Raw genomic sequence first — 15474 nt, 5'->3', positions numbered from 1 at the left:
GTGCCTCAACCTCGACGGGGAGCCTCATGCTGCTCAAGGAAACCGCGCTCGTACGCCTGCTGTCCCTCAGGATCCCGGTGCTCCTCTTCGTCGGGCCCCGGGTGATGCGGCTCGACGAGGAGGTCTGCGAGATCGAGATCCCCCTCGGCTGGCGCACGCGGAACCACCTCGGCTCCATGTACTTCGGCGCGCTGTGCGCGGGCGCCGACCTGGCCGGCGGGCTGCACGCCGCGCGGCTCACCACCGTCGGGAAGTTCCGCGGCGTGAAGCTCGTCTTCGCCGACGTGAAGGGAGAGTTCCTGAAGCGCGCCGACGGCGACGTCCTCTTCCGCTGCGCCGACGGCGCGCGCGTCGCCGCGGCGGTGCGCAAGACGCACGAGACCGGCGAGCGCGTGACCTTGCCCGTCGGGATCACGGCGCTCGTGCCGGACAAGTACGGTGAGGAGCCGGTCGCGCGCTTCACGCTCGCGCTCTCGCTGAAGCGCGGCGACGGGCCGGTGCGGCTCGCCGAGGCGCCGCCGCGCGAGACCCGGACCGGTGGCGCCTGACGGCGCTCGCGAGCGCCGGTCGTGAGCTTCCGCTGTCGCGCGGGGAGCCCGGACGCTATGCTCCGGGCATGCGACTCCCCGCCTCCGTCGCCGTCCTCGCCGCAGCGCTCGCCCTCGTCGGGCCGGTCCGCGCGGTCGCGGCGCCCGGCACCGCGCGGGGCCGGTCCATCGCGGACGACTACGACCGCGCGCGCGCCGAGGCGCGCTCGCGCGGCGTGCCGCTCGTCGTGGACGTCTGGGCCCCCTGGTGACCCACCTGCCGCTTCATGCGGGCCTACGTCCTCCCGGACAAGCGGCTCCAGAAGCTCGCCGGACGGTTCGTCTGGCTCGACATCGACACGGAGAAGCCCAGGAACGCGGCCTTCGTCGGCAAGTTCCCGATCGACGCGTGGCCGAGCATCCTCGTCGTGAACCCGGAGGACGAGCGGGTGATCGTCCGCTGGGCCGGGACCGCGACGGCCGAGCAGATCGAGCGGATCGCGCTCGACGGTGAGCGCCAGCTCCGGGCCGGCGAGGTGTCGCGCGCGGAGGAGGCGCTCGCGCGCGCGGACCGGCTCCTCGGCGCGCGGAGGCACGCGGAGGCCGCGGTGGCCTACCACGAGGCGCTCGCGGCGGGCGGCAAGAGCTTCCCGGCGCGGGAGCGCGCCTCCGAGGCCGCGGTCCAGGCGCTCTCGATGGCGGGCGACCCCGCCGGCTGCGCGCGCGCGGCGGGCGAGGTCCTGCCCGGCCTCCGCGGCGCGAGCGCGGCGCGCGTCGCCGCCCAGGGGCTCTCGTGCGCGCTCGAGCTCGAGGACGCCAAGGCGCGCGCGGCGGAGGTCGCCGCGCTCGAGCCCGGCGCGCGGCGTGCGCTGGACGCGCGCGGGGTCCTCGCGGACGACCGCTCCTGGCTGTACGACGTCCTCTCCTCGGCGCGGGCCGAGGCGGGGGACGCGGCCGGGGCGAAGGCGCTCGCGCGCCGCTGGCTCGCGTTCCTGGACGGGGAGGCCCGCCGCGCGCCGACCCCGCTCGCGCGCTCCGCCTTCGACGGGCAGCGGCTCCAGGCGGCGCTGCGCATCGGCGAGCCGGAGCGCATGCTCCCGGCGCTCCTCGCGTCCGAGCGCGAGCTGCCCGGCGAGTACGTGCCCCCCACGAACCTCGGTGTCCTCTACCTCGCCCTCGGGCGGCCGGCCGACGCGCTCGGCGCCGCCGACCGCGCGCTCGCGCTCGCGGAGGGACCGCGCCGGATCCGGGTGCTGGTGCTCCGCGCGGAGGCGCAGGCGAAGCTCGGCGATCGCCCCGGCGCGCGCGCGACGCTCGAGCGCGCCATGAGCGACGGCGAGGCGATGCCCGAGGCGTCGAGGCCGCGCGGCTATCTCCGGAAGGCGAAGAAGCTGCTCGGCGAGCTGGGGACGTCGTGACCCGCGGCGGGGCGCCGTCCGCGCCCCGCATCCTCACCGGCACGGGTACAGGCTCTCGGTGAACCACCAGCGGCCGTCGCGCCGCACGAAGCAGAGCGGCGCCCCGGGCGTCCCGAGGCCGGGCGCTCGGTAGTCGATGCAGGGCAGGCCGGCCGGCCCCGCGCGGGCGTCCGCGCGGAACGCGACGAGCACCGCCACCTCGCGCGCCTCGCGGAAGAAGGCGCGCAGCGAGCGGGCCATCCCGGGGAAGGGGACGTGGCCGGGTCCGCCGAAGAAGACGCCGTGCAGCCAGCTCCCCTCCGCGCGGAGATCCTGCTCGACCCGCTCGCGCGGCACGACGCGGTCGCCGCAGCGCAGCCCGTCCGGCGGGACGCGCGCCACGACGGCCCCGACGTCGCCCGCCTCGATGGCGCGCTGCAGCTCGCCGCCGAGCCGGATGAGCTCACGCGCGATCGCCTCCCGGCGGCGCTCGACCGACTCCTTTCCACCGGCGGGAGAGGCCGCCTTCGGGGCCGCGCGGCCCGGCGTGGCGCGGGGCGCCTCGGCGGCGCGCGCGGGGGAGGCCGTGAGCGCCATCGCGAGGAGCACGGTGAGGAGCGGCCGCACGGCCGAACCGTAGGCGAGCGCCGCGGGCGCTGCAACGGAGAGTCTGGTCGCGGTCGGGTCCGAGGCCGGTCGTCCCGGCGCGAGGTCCGGCCCGACGTCTCCCTCGTCACTCGCCCGCGGCCGGCTCACGGGATGCGGTACTTCAGCAGGTGCGCCTCGAGCGGGCCGTTCCAGAGCCGGTGATCCACCTCGGGCCGGAGCGCGATCGCACGCTCGAGGAGCGGGTTCCCCGAGAGCACGACGGCGGTCCACCCGGAGTGGCGGGCGAGCATCTCGGCGAGGCCGCGGTAGAAGCCTCCGAGCTTCTTCTGCTGCACGCGCGGGTCCTCCTCGCCCGACATGAGCCGCTCGCCGTAGGGCGGGTTCGTGACGAGGAAGCCGCGCGCCGCGATGGGCTGGAGCTCGCGCGCGTCGCCGCGCTCGATGGTCACGTCCGCGGCCACCCCGGCGGCGGCGGCGTTGCGGTGGAGGGCGTCGATGGCCTTGGTGTGGAGATCGCGGGCGAGCACCGGCGCGGGCGCGCGCGGGAGGATCGCCTCGCGCGCCTCGACCTTCATGCGGTCCCAGGCGGACTGGGGGGCGCCGCGGTACATCGGCCAGCGCTGGAAGCCGAACGCGCGGCCGAGGCCGGGCGCGACGTGGCGGGCGCGGAGCGCGTGCTCGATCGCGAGCGTCCCGGAGCCGGCCATCGGATCCACGAACGGCGCCTCGGGGTCCACGCCGCCGAGGAGCAGGATCGCGGCGGCGAGGGTCTCCTTGAGCGGCGCCAGGGTGGCCGCGCCGCCGCGGTAGCCGCGGCGGTGGAGCGGCTCGCCGGCGAGGTCGAGCGAGAGGGCCGCCTCGTCGCGGGCGAGGTGGAGGACGATGCGGACGTCGGGATCCTTGGCATCGACGTCGGGGCGCGCGCCGAGCGCCTCGCGGAGCACGTCCACCGCCGCGTCCTTCACCTTGAGCGCAGCGTACCCCGAGTGCGTGATGGCGGAGGAGGTGACCGTCGCCTCGACCGCGAGGGTGGTCCGGAGCGTGAGCCACTCGCCCCAGGCCACCTGGCGCGCGCCCTCGTAGAGCGCCTCCGGCGACGGGGCGGGGAACCGCGCGAGCTCGAGGAGCACGCGCATCGCCGTGCGCGCGTGCAGGCAGGCCTTCATGCCGGCCTCGAGCGGGCCCTCGAAGGAGACGCCGCCGCGGTCGCCGCGCACGGCGGGGAGGCGGAGCGCGGACAGCTCTCGGCGGAGGGCACCCTCGGTACCCTTCGCGCACGTCGCGAAGAAGCGCATCGCCGTCTTTTACCTCGGCCGGGCCGCGCTGGCGCGCGCGCCGCCGTCGAACACGCCGAGCCTGACCGACCCCTTGGCCGTGCGCTTCGCCGCGTACATGAGCTCGTCCGCGCGCGCCATCATCTCGTCCACCGAGACGGCGGGCTTCCGGAACACCGCCGCCCCGACGCTGAAGCGCACCGCCCAGCCGTGCCGGTCCATCGTCTCCCGCAGCGTCCCCTGGAGCCGCGCGAGGAGCGCCTCCGCCATCGGCTCGTCGGTCTCCGGGAGCAGGAGCCCGAACTCGTCGCCTCCCAGGCGCGCGACCGAGTCGATGGCGCGGGTCGCCGACCGGAGCGTCCGCCCGACGACGGCGAGCAGCGCGTCGCCCTCCGCGTGGCCGAGCCGGTCGTTCACGTCCTTGAAGTCGTCGCAGTCCACGTAGGCGAACGTGAGCGGCCGGCGGTGCCGCCGCGCGCGCTCCAGCTCCAGCGTGGCGGCCTCGATGAAGGCGCGCCGGTTGGGGATGTGCGTGAGCGTGTCGGTGCGGGCGAGGAGCTCCTCCGCCTCGAGCCGGACCCGGAGCGCGTTCAGGACGAGGACGAGCGCGAGCGAGGTGCCGAGCTGGATGACGCCGTTCCAGCCGAGCACCGCCACCGGCAGCGCGCGCCCGCCCGACTCGAGCCGGTACAGCGTGTCGGCGGCGGTGGCGACCACGGCGCCGCCGATCGAGAGCGCGACCCCGCCCCGCAGCGTGACGAACCAGGTGCTGAAGCCGATCGGCGCGAGGTAGAGCAGGATGAGCGAGACGTCCGTGCCGGTGAGGTAGTCGGCGAAGCCGACGCAGACCGTCATCCCGAACGCGGCCGCGAGCCAGGCCGCGCGCGCGAGCCCGGAGGGCGCCCCCGCGCCGAGCGCGGCGCGTGACGGGGCGTGGACGCCGGGCGGCGGCGGGGTGGGCGGGCCCTCGGTCGGCCGTCCTCTGGATCGCAGGCGCACGCGCGGTGTCCGTTCAATCCCGGCGCCGGGGCGCCGTGTCAAGCGGGCGGGAGCCTAGCGCCCCGCGGCCACCTCGACGCGGCGGTTGGCGGCGCGGCCGCGCGCCGTGAAGTTGGGGAGGAGCGGGCTCTCGCCGCCTCGTCCGACCCAGCTCACCCGCGCGCGGGAGAGGCCGAGCTGCAGGAGCCGCTCGCCCGCCGCGCGCGCCATCGCGCTCGAGAGCTCCACGTCGCCGGCGCGATCGTCGGTCGCGTCCACGAACGCCTCGACGCGGACCGGGACGCCCGGCGAGGCGCCGAGCGCGATCGCGAGGTCGGCGAGGCCGCCGTCGCGGAGCAGCTCGGCCGTGCGGCCGGAGAACGCGACGTCCTCGACGACCACCCGCTCGCCGGCCGCGAGCCTCCGGGCCCACTCCGCCTGGCGCGGCGTCCGCGGCTGCACCTCGGAGGCCGGCGCGGCGGGCGCGGGCGCCTTCGCCTCCGCGACCGCCGGCACCACCGCGGGCTGCGGGTCGGGCCGGGCGCCCTGGCGCGGCTCCGCGAGGGCGAAGCGCCGGAGCGCCTGCGTGCGCGCCGGATCGAAGCACTGCTTGCGGCCGGGGTCGCCGATCCTGGCGAGCATCGGGCGGGCGAGCTCGTCCACCGTGCGCCGGACGGCCTCCTCCGGCGACTCGCCGGGCGCGGCGTGGACCACCGCGTTCCGCGCGAACAGCAGGCGGTGCGCTCCGGTGACGGCGACGCGCACCGACACGAGCAGGGGGGCGTCCTCGCCCTTTCCCCCGCCCTCGACGGTGCCGTACACCGCCGCGTCGGCGCCCACGAGCTCCGCGAGCTCGAGCGCGAGGCTCGGGGCGATCCCGGCGGGCAGCTCGAGCGGAGTGTCGCGGAAGACCGCGCGCAGCTCGGGGATGGGGAACACGCGCGCCCGCGAGGGATCGACCCCGGAGAGGAGCGCCGAGGTGGCGGCTTCCGCGGCGAGCGCGACGTCGGAGGCGTTCTCGAACGGCGCGACGAGGAGGCACCGCGCGCGCGCGAGCTCCGCGCCGCGGAGCATCGCACCGTTCGGCGTGAGCGTCGCGGGCTCCGCGACGGGGGCGGACGCGCAGCCGAGCGCGAGCGCGAGCGAGGCGGAGAGCGCGAGGCGTCGCATGCGCGCGCCATCGTACCGCGAGCCGCGCCCCGCGCGGGGACCCGCCCTGGGCCGTTCACCGTTCCGTCGCATGGCGGTCATCAGCCTGTCACAGCAGCGTGCGTTAAGCTCGTCCCGTGACGTCCGTACTTCTGGTCGACGACGAGCGGGATCTCCTCTCGCTCCTGGACTTCAACCTGCGAGCCGCCGGGTTCGAGACCCTCCTCGCCACCACGGGCGAGCAGGCGCTGATCCAGCTCAGGCGCAGGGTTCCGGACATCGTCCTCCTCGACCTCATGTTGCCCGACGTGTCGGGCACCGAGGTGTGCCGGCAGATCAAGGCGGACCCCCGCACGCGGCACGTCCCGGTGGTGATGCTCACGGCCAAGGGGGACGAGCTCGACCGCGTGGTCGGCTTCGAGGTCGGGGCCGACGACTACGTGACGAAGCCGTTCAGCGTGCGCGAGCTCGTGCTGCGCCTCAAGGCCGTCGCGCGCCGCGCCGGCGGGGGGCGCTCGGCGGAGCGGCCTCCCGAGTCGGTCGGGCCCATCCGCGTGGACGTGGACGCGCACCGCGCCTTCGTGGACGGCGCGGAGGTGCAGCTCACGCCCCTCGAGTTCAGGCTCCTCACGACGTTCATGGCGCGGCTCGGCCGCGTCCAGTCGCGCGAGCAGCTCCTCGAGGACGTCTGGGAGATGTCGTCGGAGGTCGAGACGCGCACCGTCGACACGCACGTGAAGCGGCTGCGCGAGAAGCTGGGATCGGGCAGGGATCTGCTGGAGACGGTGAGGGGGATCGGCTACCGGCTGATCGACCCCGACGAGAAAGGCTAGCGCGTGCTCGGCCGCACCCCCCTGAACGCCGCCATCCGCGCGCTGCGCGCCGAGCTCGCGGGGGGGCCGCCGGCGGATCTGGGCCGCGACGTGCGCGAGCTCGCGGAGCTCCTCGCCGCGCGCGCGCCGCGCCGGGGCGGTGCGCTCCACCCGGACGCGACCGAGCAGGAGCTCCTCGCGGCGCTCCCCGACGCCGCCGCGCTCGTGTCGCGCGACGGCTGGGTGCGCGTCTCCAACGCCGCCTTCGACACGCTCGCCGCGAGCGGGCGCGCCGCCGGGCTCACGCCGCTCGAGATCACGCGGAGCGCGGAGCTGTCCGAGGCGGTGAAGCGCGCCCTCGAGGGCACCGCGCGCAAGCTCGAGCTGCAGCTCGGCCGCCGCACCTGGCTCGTCCACCTCGCGCCGCTCCTCCGCGGCGAGGTGCTCCTCCTGCTCCGAGACGTCACCGAGGCGAAGCGCGCGGCCGCGACCCGGCGCGACTTCGTGGCGAACGCGAGCCACGAGCTCCGCACCCCGGTGGCGGCCATCCGCGCCGCCGCCGAGACGCTGCTCGCCGGCGCGCTCGAGGATCCCGCCGCCGCGCGCGAGTTCGTGGGCATCGTGGCGCGGCACGCGGAGCGGCTGTCGCGGCTCACCCAGGACCTGCTCGACCTCTCGCGCATCGAGTCGCGCCAGTGGTCGTTCGAGCTCGCGCCCGTCGACGCGGCGCACGTGACGGCGCAGGCCGTGGACCTCGTCGCGGCGGCCGCGCGCGGGAAGGGCCTCCGGCTCGCCGCCGAGGTGCCGGAGGAGGCGCGGGTGCGGGCGGACGCGCGCGCGCTCGAGCAGGTGCTCGTGAACCTCGTCGAGAACGCCGTGAAGTACACGGCGGAGGGCGGCGTGACCGTCGGCGCCGAGCGCGAGGGGGACGGGTGGGTGCTGTCGGTGACGGACACCGGCCCGGGCATCGACCGCCATCACCTGCCGCGGCTCTTCGAGCGCTTCTACCGCATCGACCCGGGCCGCGCGCGCGACCACGGCGGCACCGGCCTCGGCCTCGCCATCGTGAAGCACCTCGTGCAGGGGATGGGCGGCGAGGTCGGCGTCGAGAGCGGCGCGAGCGGCTCGCGGTTCTGGGTGCGGCTCCCCGCCGCCTGAGCTCCGTCGCCGCGCCGATCGCCCGTCCTTCCCGCCCGGGCAGCGCCGCGTGCCGAGTTCGCCGTTTCGTCACGCCGCCGCCGTGGGCGCGTCATCGCCGGCCCCTAGAAACGTGCCCGGACCGAGCCTTCGCTCGACCTCACGAAAGGGTCCGACACCTCATGAACCGCCTCACCGCCGTCCTCGCCGTGCTCGCGCTCCCCGCGCTCGCGCGCGCGCAGGAGGCCGCCGCCGCGCCCCAGCAGGCCCCCGCCGAGCAGCAGGCCCCCGCCGCCGCTCAGGGCGGGCAGGAAGAGACTCCGTTCGACGGCTCCGCCATCCAGGGCAAGGTCGACTCCCTCGCGGAGCAGTACGCGGAGACGAAGACCGACGTGGCGAGCCTCAAGAAGCTCAAGTTCTCCGGCTACATCCAGGGCCGCTACGCCTGGCAGGAGAGCACCGCCGCCGACTTCAACACGACGCCCGAGAGCGCCCCGGCGCAGCAGGGGTTCTTCATCCGCCGCGGCCGCCTCAAGGCGGCGTACGACGCGGACTGGTCGCAGTTCGTCCTCCAGCTCGACGCGACCCCCGCCGGCGTCTCGGCGAAGGAGGCGTTCGCTTCCATCAAGCTGCCGTGGCAGGGCTTCGCCATCGACGCGGGCCTCCAGCTCTTCCCCTTCGGCTACGAGGTCGGCGTCCGCTCCTCGTCGGATCTCGACCTCCTCGAGCGCTCCGCGGTCGTCCGCGCCTACCTCGCCGGTGAGTACGACCTCGGCGTCGCCCTGAAGGGCGTGTACGGGCCGCTCAACTTCAAGGTCGGCCTCTTCAACGGGGACGGCGTCGACGCGAAGCAGGCGGGCTACGACAACGACCAGCGCAAGGACGTGATCGGCCGCCTCGGCGTCGACCTCGGGATGCTCACCGGCGGCGTGTCGGGCTGGTACGGCAAGACCGTGAACTACGTCGCCTCCGACGACCCCGAGTACGACCGCTACCGCCTCGGCGCGGACGCGCAGCTCTACCTCGATCTCCTCCCCGTGGGCGGCACCGCGCTCAAGGGTGAGTACATCTGGGGCCGCACGACCATCAGCGACAAGAACGGCGGCGCGGGCGACAAGCTCGGCAAGACGGGGCACGGCTGGTACGGGCTCGCCACCCAGAACGTGGGGCGCTACCACCAGGTCGCGTTCCGCTACGAGGAGTTCACGGCGGACAACACGCTCCCGCTCACCGGCACGAACGTGAAGACCGCCCGCGAGATCCAGGCGGCCGTGCATACCTTCGTGGGCGAGGGCGGGAAGATCTCCCTCGCCTGGGCGCACCCGATGAACGGCGACCGGGCCCCGGGCGTTTCGTCCGACCCCAAGCGCGACCAGTTCATCGTCCAGGCGCAGGCCAAGTTCTAGTCACCCAGGGAACAGGAGAAGACACGAATGAAGCGCACGCTCATCGCCCTCGTCGCGGCCATCGCGCCGGCCCTCGCCAGCGCCGCCGTGACCGTGAAGGGCTCCGACACGATGGTCATCCTCGCCCAGCGCTGGGCCGAGGAGTACATGAAGCAGAACACCGGCAAGCGCGTCCAGGTGACGGGCGGCGGCTCGGGCGTCGGCATCGCCGCCCTCATCAACGGGACGACCGACATCGCGAACGCGTCGCGCGCGATGAAGGACGCGGAGAAGGGCAAGGTGCGGGAGCGCTACAACATCCTGCCCACCGAGACCGCCGTCGCGAAGGACGGCGTCGCGATCTACGTGAACGCCGCGAACCCCGTGCAGCAGCTCACGATCGAGCAGCTCGAGAAGATCTACGCGGGCGACGTGACGAACTGGAAGGACGTCGGCGGCAGCGACGCGCCCATCGTCCTCTACTCGCGCGAGAACTCGTCGGGCACCTACGTCTTCTTCAAGGAGAACGTGCTCAAGGGCGCCGACTACGCGTCCTCCGCGCAGACGCTGCCCGGCACGGCCGCGGTGGTGAACGCGGTCGCGAAGGAGAAGAACGGCATCGGGTACGGCGGCGCGGCGTACGCGAAGGGCGTGAAGGAGGTCAAGGTGGTCGGCGCGGACGGCCAGGGCTACACGCCGAGCGCGGAGAACGTCGCCTCCGGCAAGTACCCGCTCTCCCGGCCGCTCTTCATGTACACGCGCGGCAAGCCCTCCGGCGAGGCCAAGGCGTTCATCGACTACTGCCTCTCCCCCGCCGGGCAGAAGATCGTCACCCAGGTCGGCTACTTCCCCGTCAAGTAGCGAGCAAGGACATCGTCGCTCGCCCGGCGCGAGCCGGGCGGGCGGCGCCGTGTCACACGGACGCGACGCGACCGTCACGCGGGCGTCACCGAGCCGTGCGAGAACCCCCGCCCGTGGAACAGGTCATTGCCGAAACCGGGGAGGAGGCGGTGGCACGCCCCTCCCCGTCGATGCGACGGAGGCAGCTCCGTGAGGCGGCGATCCAGGCGGTCATCACCCTGGTCGCGCTCACCGGCATCGCCGCCGTCGTCCTCATCTTCGTCTTCGTCGCGCGCGAGGCGCTCCCGATCGTCACCTCGCCGGAGGTCCGGGAGGAGACGGACCTCGCGCGCATGTTCCTCCCCCAGGCCTGGCGCGCCGGGCGGCCGGCCTTCTTCAGCTGGCAGCCGGTCTCCGAGATCCCGAAGTACTCGATGGTCCCGCTGTTCGTCGGGACCCTCAAGGTGACGGCGGTCGCCATGCTCGTGTCGGTGCCGGTGGGCGTCGCGGCGGCGCTCTTCACCTCCGAGTTCGCGCCCCGGCGGCTGCGCGAGGTGCTGAAGCCGACGATCGAGCTCCTCGCCGGCATCCCTTCCGTGGTGCTCGGGTTCTTCGCGCTCATCGTGCTCGCGAGCGTCCTCCAGGACACGTTCGGCTTCACCTCGCGGCTGAACGCGGTGGTGGCCGGGGTCGCGCTCGCCCTCACCGTGGTGCCGGTCATCTTCACGGTCAGCGAGGACGCGCTCACCGCGGTCCCGCGCAGCTACCGCGAGGCGTCGCTCGCGCTCGGGGCCACCCGGTGGGAGACGGCGTTCAAGGTGGTGCTGCCCGCCGCGGCCCCGGGCGTGCTCGCCGCGGTGGTGCTCGGCTTCGGCCGCTCCATCGGCGAGACGATGATCGTTCTCATGGCCTCCGGCAACGCCGCGATGACGACCTTCAGCCTCGGGGACTCGGTCCGCACGCTGCCCGCCACCATCGCCGCGGAGATGGGCGAGGTGGTGTTCGGGGGCACCCACTACGCGGTGCTGTTCTTCATCGGGGTGGAGCTGTTCCTCTTCACCTTCGTGCTCAACTCGCTCGCGGCGGCGTTCGTGAAGCGGCTCGTGCGGCGCATGGCGGGGACCGCGTGAGCGTCGCCAGCCGCAAGACCCTCGGCGCCGCGCTGACGGTCCTCACCGGGGCCGCCGCCGCGCTCGTCGTCGCCATGCTGGCGGTGATCCTCGTGGACGTGTTCCGCGGGGGCGCCGGCCGGGTGAGCTGGGAGTTCCTCACCTCCTCGCCGGAGGAGGGGATGACCGCGGGCGGCATCTTCCCCGCCATCTACGGCACCGCGGTGATGACGCTCATCATGACGGTCGCCGTCATGCCGGTCGGCGTCCTCACGGCGGTCTACCTGCACGAGTACGCGGCGCCGAGCTCGCGCATGGCGGCGCTCGTGCGCGTCGCCGTCACGAACCTCGCCGGCGTGCCGTCGATCGTCTTCGGCCTGTTCGGCCTCGGCTTCTTCATCCAGTTCGTGGGCGGGGCGCTCGACCACGCGCTCTCCCCGCCGGGCGAGCTCCACTACGGGCGCCCCGCGCTCCTGTGGGCCGCGCTCACGCTCGCGGTGCTGACCCTCCCGGTGGTCATCGTCGCGACCGAGGAGGCGCTCCGCGCCGTCCCGCGCGAGCACCGAGACGCGAGCCTCGCGCTCGGCGCGACCCGCTCGCAGACCCTCGCCCGCGTCGTTCTCCCCCAGGCGCTCCCGGGTATCCTCACCGGCGCGATCCTCGCCGTGGCGCGCGGCGCCGGCGAGGTGGCACCCCTCCTGTTCACGGGGGTCGCCTACTTCCTCCCCGAGCTGCCCGGCTCCGTGTGGTCGCAGTTCATGCACCTCGGCTACCACGTCTACGTGCTCGCGACGCAGTCGCCCGACGTCGAGGCGACGCGCCCCCTGCTCTACGCGACGGTGTTCGTGCTGCTCGCGCTCACCTTCGCCCTGAACCTCGTCGCGATCGCCATCCGCACCCGCACCCGCCGCAAGGCCGCCGCCGGACACTGAGATGACGAGCATCCCCCAGCACGCCTCCGCCGCCCCGAAGATGGAGACCCGCGGGCTCGAGATCCGCTACGGCCCGAAGGCCGCCGTGAAGGGCGTGAGCCTCACGCTCCCCGAGCGCCAGGTCACCGCGCTCATCGGCCCCTCGGGCTGCGGCAAGTCCACCTTCCTGCGGGCGCTCAACCGGATGAACGACCTCATCCCGGGCGCCAGCGCCTCGGGCGAGATCCTGCTCGACGGCCGCAGCATCTACGCGGGGCACCTCGACGCCGTCGAGCTGCGCCGGCGCGTGGGCATGGTGTTCCAGAAGTCGAACCCGTTCCCGAAGTCGATCTTCGAGAACGTCGCCTACGGCCTGCGCATCGGCGGCCTCTCCGACAAGCGGGAGCTCGGGGAGCGCATCGAGCGCTCGCTGCACTCGGCGGCGCTCTGGGACGAGGTGAAGGACCGCCTCGGGGAGAGCGCCATGGGCCTCTCGGGCGGCCAGCAGCAGCGGCTCTGCATCGCGCGGGCGCTGGCGGTCGAGCCGGAGGTGCTGCTCATGGACGAGCCCGCGAGCGCGCTCGACCCCATCGCCACGGCCAAGATCGAGGACCTCATCCACGAGCTGAAGGCGCGCTACACGATCGCCATCGTCACCCACAACATGCAGCAGGCGGCGCGCGTGTCGGACCAGACCGCCTTCTTCTACATGGGCGAGCTCGTCGAGGTCGGGCCCACCGAGCAGATCTTCACGACGCCACGCGAGCAGCGCACCGAGGATTACGTCACCGGCAAGTTCGGCTAGGCTTCTCCTCGAGGACGATCATGGCGACGACCCATACCGACAAGACGTACGAGGCGGAGCTCCGGGAGCTCCGCGACCGGCTGCTCGCGATGGGGGGCCTGGTCGAGCAGGCCATCGTCTCGAGCGTGCGCGCGGTCACCGAGCGCGACGTGGAGCTCGCCGAGCAGGTGAAGCTGCGGGACCGCGAGATCAACCGGATGGAGGTGGACGTGGACGGCCAGTGCCGGCGCATCCTCGCCCTGCGCCAGCCGGCCGCCTCCGACCTGCGCTTCATCACGACCGCGCTCAAGATCGTGGTGGACCTGGAGCGGATGGGCGATCTCGCGGTGAACGTCGCCGAGCGCGCGCTCGACCTCGCCCAGGCGCCCGCCTTCGCGCCCACCCATGACCTCGCCAAGATCGCGGACCTCGCCGAGGCGCAGCTCAAGAAGGCGCTCGACGCGTTCGTCACCGGAGACGTCGCGAAGGCCGAGGAGGTCATGAAGAGCGACGAGCTCATCGACGCCCTCTACCTCAAGATCTTCAACGACATGCTCGGCCGCATGATGGAGGACTCGAAGAACATCCGCCGCGCGACCGCGCTCATGTTCGCCGCGAAGCACCTCGAGCGCTTCGGCGACCACGCGACGAACCTCGCCGAGATGGTCGTCTACATGGTCCGCGGCACCGACGTGCGTCACCCGCGGAGCCGCGCGCCGGGCGTCCCCGGCGCGTAGGCGGCGGTCGCCGCGAGCGCGCCGCCGAGGCGCCCTGGCCGTGGAAGAGGCGCCTCTCGCGCGCGGAGCGGCCTCGCGCCCGAGCCGGCGCCGACGCCTGTCGCTGCGAGGCGCCGCTCCCCCGAGGTCAGGGCTGCCGCGTGGCGGGCGTCGAGGTGCCGCCGACCGCCCCCGCTGCGCCGGATCCCGAGCCCTCCGGGGCGCCACCCGCGGGCGGCGACATCCCCGACGTGCCGCCCGCGCCGGGCGACTGCGTCGCGCCGTTCCCGCCGGTGGTCCCGGCTGCGCCCGTCCCGCTCCCGGTCGTGCCCGCGGGGACGCAGGTGGTCCCGCCCGCGCTCCCGCCGGTCCCGGTCCCCGCGCCCGTGGCGCCCGAGCCGGTCCCCTGCGCCGCGCCCGCCGCCGCTCCGGCCGTCGCGCCGTCACCGGGGGTCGTGGCGGTGGAGGGCACTCCGGCGCTCGTCGCGGGGACCATGCCCGGCGGGCAGGGCTGAGCGCCCGTGCCGCCCGTCATCCCGGCGCTGCCGGCCGTTCCGGCGGCCCCGGCGGTCCCGGCCGCGCCCGGCGTCGTCCCTGCGGTGGTCGAGTCGGTGGTGCCCGCGCCCGCCTGGCCGGGCTGCGCAGCGCCGGCGGTGCCGGCTCCGGCGGAGCCCGCGGCGCCAGGCTGTCCGGCGGTCGTGCCCGCCTGGGCGAGGGTGAGCGCCGGCGCCAGGAGCGCCGCCGCGATCGAGAGCTTCCGCATGTGGATTCCTCCCGCCCGAACGGATGCGCATCGCGCGACGAGCGCGCGCGCTCACCCGCCGGCTCAGGAGACGAGGAGGCGGGCCGCGAGCCCGGCCGCCACCCCGAGGAGCGCGCCGGCGCCCACGTCGAGCGGGTAGTGCGCGCCCAGGTACACGCGCGAGAGCCCGATGCCCACCGCGAGGAGCAGCGCCAGCGGCCCCAGCCCCTTGGGCTCGCCGGCGTAGGCCACCGCCACGCCGAACGCGGCGGCGGTGTGGCCGGACGGGAACGAGAAGCGGTCGGGGTTCTGCGCCAGGGCCTCGAAGCCCGCGATCGAGACGTCCGGCCGCGCGCGGGTGAGGCTGCGCTTCAGCGACTGGGAGAGGACCGTCGCGAGCAGCGAGGCCGCCCCGAGCCGCAGCCCGAGGTGCTTGCCCTGCGCGGTCCCGGTGGCGAGCAGCGCGAGGCCGGCGAAGGTCCAGCTCTTCGCGTCGCCCGCGTGCGTCAGCGCCCGCGCGACCGCCGTCCGCCACGGGCTGTGGAAGCGGCTGAACGAGAGGAGGAGCGCCTCGTCGAAGGAGAGGATACGGGCCAGGCGACCGGTCCGGATGACGACCGTCGCCGTGGACGGGTCGATGGCGATCGAGGCGCCACCGCCCGCGTCGATCTCGATGGCGCCGCCTGGGGTGGTGGGGTCGTGGCTCATCTGGCTGCAGGGTGCCGCGCGCCCGTTTCGGCGACGCGGCCCGCCTGCAACATCTGGGTGACGTCTCCCTGCAGCAACTCCCCGAAAGCGGTGAAGAGCTCGCCCGTCAGGTAGCGCGTGCCGCGCGGATCGCGGCGCCGCCGGGCGCGCAGGAGATCGTTCGAGGCGGGATCGTCCGGCCGTGAAAGGTCCATGCGCGCGCGCTCGACGCCCGTGCGGGCGCGGTGCAGGAGGAACACCGTCGTGCCCTCGACGCGCTCGACGAGCGCGACGTGCGTGAAGCGATCGTCGAGCCGCCGATCGCGATCGCGGTCGTAGCTGTCGTGGAAGAACACGAGCGTGCCCGGGCGCGGCGCCTCGACCGGCCGGCTCGCGCGGTAGAGCGACTCGGAGCGG

17 protein-coding genes and 1 pseudogene are annotated in these 15474 nt (G+C 74.7%); 11 read left to right on the top strand and 7 right to left on the bottom strand.

Going from position 1 to position 15474, the window contains the following annotated elements; translation table 11 throughout:
- Positions 1-26 precede the first annotated feature (26 nt).
- The 3 genes from MNZ39_RS12720 to MNZ39_RS12710 all read left to right on the top strand — a co-directional run bounded on the left by MNZ39_RS12720 (position 27) and on the right by MNZ39_RS12710 (position 1945).
- A complete protein-coding gene (locus tag MNZ39_RS12720) occupies positions 27-548 on the top strand; it encodes a DUF4442 domain-containing protein (RefSeq protein ID WP_242338991.1) in 522 nt (173 codons plus the stop codon).
- Between the two features lie 68 nt (positions 549-616).
- Positions 617-799, top strand: a complete 183-nt coding sequence (locus MNZ39_RS12715; RefSeq protein ID WP_242338989.1) for a thioredoxin family protein — start codon at positions 617-619, stop codon at positions 797-799.
- A 15-nt stretch (positions 800-814) separates the two neighbouring features.
- The gene (locus tag MNZ39_RS12710; RefSeq protein ID WP_242338988.1) at positions 815-1945 is read left to right on the top strand and encodes a hypothetical protein; all 1131 of its coding nucleotides are present in this window, start codon (positions 815-817) and stop codon (positions 1943-1945) included.
- Positions 1946-1978: 33 nt separating this feature from the next.
- Here the strand turns inward: MNZ39_RS12710 and MNZ39_RS12705 are convergent, their stop codons facing one another.
- The 4 genes from MNZ39_RS12705 to MNZ39_RS12690 all read right to left on the bottom strand — a co-directional run bounded on the left by MNZ39_RS12705 (position 1979) and on the right by MNZ39_RS12690 (position 5955).
- Complete coding sequence (locus tag MNZ39_RS12705; RefSeq protein WP_242338986.1) at positions 1979-2551, bottom strand: hypothetical protein; 573 nt, start codon at positions 2549-2551, stop codon at positions 1979-1981.
- Between the two features lie 125 nt (positions 2552-2676).
- The gene (locus tag MNZ39_RS12700; RefSeq protein ID WP_242338984.1) at positions 2677-3828 is read right to left on the bottom strand and encodes a class I SAM-dependent RNA methyltransferase; all 1152 of its coding nucleotides are present in this window, start codon (positions 3826-3828) and stop codon (positions 2677-2679) included.
- 9 nt (positions 3829-3837) lie between these two features.
- Positions 3838-4806, bottom strand: a complete 969-nt coding sequence (locus MNZ39_RS12695; RefSeq protein ID WP_242338982.1) for a diguanylate cyclase — start codon at positions 4804-4806, stop codon at positions 3838-3840.
- Positions 4807-4860: 54 nt separating this feature from the next.
- Entirely contained in the window at positions 4861-5955 is a 1095-nt protein-coding gene (locus tag MNZ39_RS12690; protein WP_242338980.1) for an OmpA family protein, read from the bottom strand.
- A gap of 116 nt (positions 5956-6071) precedes the next feature.
- Here MNZ39_RS12690 and MNZ39_RS12685 point away from each other — a divergent pair, with 116 nt between their 5' ends.
- The 8 genes from MNZ39_RS12685 to phoU all read left to right on the top strand — a co-directional run bounded on the left by MNZ39_RS12685 (position 6072) and on the right by phoU (position 13649).
- On the top strand, positions 6072-6767 hold the full coding sequence (locus tag MNZ39_RS12685) for a response regulator (protein WP_242338978.1): 696 nt from the start codon (positions 6072-6074) through the stop codon (positions 6765-6767).
- Positions 6768-6770: 3 nt separating this feature from the next.
- Positions 6771-7904, top strand: coding sequence for a cell wall metabolism sensor histidine kinase WalK (locus MNZ39_RS12680; protein ID WP_242338975.1), 1134 nt, complete (start codon positions 6771-6773; stop codon positions 7902-7904).
- A gap of 161 nt (positions 7905-8065) precedes the next feature.
- Positions 8066-9289 carry a porin gene (locus tag MNZ39_RS12675; RefSeq protein ID WP_242338974.1) on the top strand — a complete coding sequence of 408 codons (1224 nt, stop codon included), beginning with the start codon at positions 8066-8068 and terminating at the stop codon, positions 9287-9289.
- A gap of 27 nt (positions 9290-9316) precedes the next feature.
- On the top strand, positions 9317-10129 hold the full coding sequence (locus tag MNZ39_RS12670; protein ID WP_242338972.1) for a phosphate ABC transporter substrate-binding protein: 813 nt from the start codon (positions 9317-9319) through the stop codon (positions 10127-10129).
- 170 nt (positions 10130-10299) lie between these two features.
- The gene (pstC, locus tag MNZ39_RS12665) at positions 10300-11238 is read left to right on the top strand and encodes a phosphate ABC transporter permease subunit PstC (RefSeq protein WP_242339037.1); all 939 of its coding nucleotides are present in this window, start codon (positions 10300-10302) and stop codon (positions 11236-11238) included.
- The gene (pstA, locus tag MNZ39_RS12660) at positions 11235-12149 is read left to right on the top strand and encodes a phosphate ABC transporter permease PstA (RefSeq protein ID WP_242338970.1); all 915 of its coding nucleotides are present in this window, start codon (positions 11235-11237) and stop codon (positions 12147-12149) included. The genes pstC and pstA overlap by 4 nt, the downstream gene beginning before the upstream one ends.
- Before the next feature lie 40 nt (positions 12150-12189).
- On the top strand, positions 12190-12933 hold the full coding sequence (gene pstB, locus MNZ39_RS12655; RefSeq protein WP_242339036.1) for a phosphate ABC transporter ATP-binding protein PstB: 744 nt from the start codon (positions 12190-12192) through the stop codon (positions 12931-12933).
- Positions 12934-12953: 20 nt separating this feature from the next.
- A complete protein-coding gene (phoU, locus tag MNZ39_RS12650; protein WP_242338968.1) occupies positions 12954-13649 on the top strand; it encodes a phosphate signaling complex protein PhoU in 696 nt (231 codons plus the stop codon).
- A 127-nt stretch (positions 13650-13776) separates the two neighbouring features.
- On the opposite strand, the gene MNZ39_RS12645 is transcribed toward phoU, so the two are convergent.
- The 3 genes and pseudogenes from MNZ39_RS12645 to MNZ39_RS12635 form a co-directional block, all read right to left on the bottom strand.
- Positions 13777-14391: a hypothetical protein gene (locus tag MNZ39_RS12645; protein WP_242338966.1), complete on the bottom strand. Its 615-nt coding sequence runs from the start codon at positions 14389-14391 to the stop codon at positions 13777-13779.
- Between the two features lie 63 nt (positions 14392-14454).
- Positions 14455-15078, bottom strand: a complete 624-nt coding sequence (locus MNZ39_RS12640) for a phosphatase PAP2 family protein (RefSeq protein WP_242338964.1) — start codon at positions 15076-15078, stop codon at positions 14455-14457.
- A pseudogene (locus tag MNZ39_RS12635) lies at positions 15075-15474 on the bottom strand (hypothetical protein); the annotation flags it as partial. The gene MNZ39_RS12640 and the pseudogene MNZ39_RS12635, both read right to left, overlap by 4 nt.

Origin of the sequence: Anaeromyxobacter sp. SG66 (assembly GCF_022690805.1) — a bacterium.
GTDB lineage: Bacteria > Myxococcota > Myxococcia > Myxococcales > Anaeromyxobacteraceae > Anaeromyxobacter > Anaeromyxobacter soli.
This window is presented reverse-complemented; position numbering and strand designations above follow the sequence as displayed.

Bases quoted from the DNA above. Each gene is read 5' to 3' on its own strand.
- MNZ39_RS12720 (WP_242338991.1), top strand. From the start codon at position 27: ATGCTGCTCAAGGAAACCGCGCTCGTACGCCTGCTGTCCCTCAGGATC.
- MNZ39_RS12715 (WP_242338989.1), top strand. From the start codon at position 617: ATGCGACTCCCCGCCTCCGTCGCCGTCCTCGCCGCAGCGCTCGCCCTC.
- MNZ39_RS12710 (WP_242338988.1), top strand. From the start codon at position 815: ATGCGGGCCTACGTCCTCCCGGACAAGCGGCTCCAGAAGCTCGCCGGA.
- MNZ39_RS12700 (WP_242338984.1), bottom strand. From the start codon at position 3,828: ATGCGCTTCTTCGCGACGTGCGCGAAGGGTACCGAGGGTGCCCTCCGC.
- MNZ39_RS12690 (WP_242338980.1), bottom strand. From the start codon at position 5,955: ATGCGACGCCTCGCGCTCTCCGCCTCGCTCGCGCTCGCGCTCGGCTGC.
- MNZ39_RS12675 (WP_242338974.1), top strand. From the start codon at position 8,066: ATGAACCGCCTCACCGCCGTCCTCGCCGTGCTCGCGCTCCCCGCGCTC.
- MNZ39_RS12670 (WP_242338972.1), top strand. From the start codon at position 9,317: ATGAAGCGCACGCTCATCGCCCTCGTCGCGGCCATCGCGCCGGCCCTC.
- pstC (WP_242339037.1), top strand. From the start codon at position 10,300: ATGCGACGGAGGCAGCTCCGTGAGGCGGCGATCCAGGCGGTCATCACC.
- pstB (WP_242339036.1), top strand. From the start codon at position 12,190: ATGGAGACCCGCGGGCTCGAGATCCGCTACGGCCCGAAGGCCGCCGTG.
- phoU (WP_242338968.1), top strand. From the start codon at position 12,954: ATGGCGACGACCCATACCGACAAGACGTACGAGGCGGAGCTCCGGGAG.
- MNZ39_RS12645 (WP_242338966.1), bottom strand. From the start codon at position 14,391: ATGCGGAAGCTCTCGATCGCGGCGGCGCTCCTGGCGCCGGCGCTCACC.
- MNZ39_RS12640 (WP_242338964.1), bottom strand. From the start codon at position 15,078: ATGAGCCACGACCCCACCACCCCAGGCGGCGCCATCGAGATCGACGCG.